Source organism: Mycobacterium sp. E3247, from assembly GCF_001667785.1.
GTDB lineage: Bacteria > Actinomycetota > Actinomycetes > Mycobacteriales > Mycobacteriaceae > Mycobacterium.
The window spans coordinates 1-1,185 of record NZ_LZJG01000449.1 but is presented as its reverse complement, the minus strand read 5'-3'; the positions used below and the strand labels follow the sequence as shown (position 1 = coordinate 1,185).

Genomic DNA, 1,185 nt, shown 5'->3' with positions numbered 1-1,185 from the left:
ACGGCCCTGCCCGAGCCGGATGCCGATGGGGTGGCGTATGTGATTTACACCTCGGGTACCACGGGTGTGCCTAAAGGTGTTGCGGTGACGCATCGTAACGTGACGCAGTTGATCGGGTCGCTGGACGCTGGTTTGCCGGCGCCGGGGGTGTGGTCGCATGCGCATTCGCTGGCGTTCGATGTGTCGGTGTGGGAGGTTTTCGTCCCGCTGTTGCGCGGTGGGCAGGTGGTGGTCGTCGATGAGGACACCGCGCGTTCGCCCGAGGATCTGCATGAGGTGTTGATCGCCGAGGGCGTGACGGTGCTGACGCAGACGCCGTCGGCGGTGGCGATGCTGGATCCGGCCGGTCTGGACGGGGTGGCGTTGGTGATGGCGGGGGAGGCCTGCCCGCCTGAGGTGGTGGATCGGTGGGCGCCGGGTCGGGTGATGGTCAACGCCTATGGGCCGACCGAGACGACGATGTGCGTGGCCATCAGCGCTCCGCTGGAGGCGGGCTTGGGCGTGCCGCCGATCGGGTCGCCGGTGCCGGGGGCGGCGCTGTTGGTGCTTGATGGCTGGTTGCGGCCGGTGCCCCCTGGGGTGGTGGGCGAGTTGTATGTGGCCGGGGCCGGGGTGGCCACCGGTTATGTGGGTCGGGCGGGGTTGACCGGGTCGCGGTTTGTGGCCTGTCCGTTCGGCGGGGCCGGTCAGCGGATGTATCGCACCGGGGACCTGGCGTGCTGGGGTGCTGATGGGCAGTTGCGTTATCTGGGCCGCGCCGATGAGCAGGTCAAGATCCGCGGGTATCGCATCGAGTTGGGCGAGATCCAGGCGGCGTTGGGCGCACTCGAGGGCGTGGGGCAGGCGGTGGTGGTGGCCCGCGAGGATCGCCCCGGTGACAAGCGTCTGGTCGGTTATGTCACCGGCGCCGCCGATCCGGCTCAGCTGCGGACCGCCTTGGCGCAGCGGTTGCCGGCGTTTATGGTGCCCGCGGCGATCGTGGGACTGGAAGCGCTGCCGCTGACCGCCAACGGCAAACTGGACACCCGCGCGCTGCCCACCCCCGAGTACGCCGCCGGTGACTACCGCGCCCCGCAAAACCCGACCGAGGAAATCCTGGCGAGCATCTACGCCGAGGTCCTTGGCGTCGAACGCGTGGGCACCGACGACTCCTTCTTCGAACTCGGCGGCGACAGCATCCTGGCG

At 69.3% G+C, this 1,185-nt stretch carries 1 protein-coding gene; it reads left to right on the top strand.

What is annotated here, in order from left to right; genetic code table 11:
• Positions 1-1,185: non-ribosomal peptide synthetase (locus A9X04_RS22445; protein ID WP_156764490.1), on the top strand; the 1,185-nt coding region annotated here is incomplete at both ends.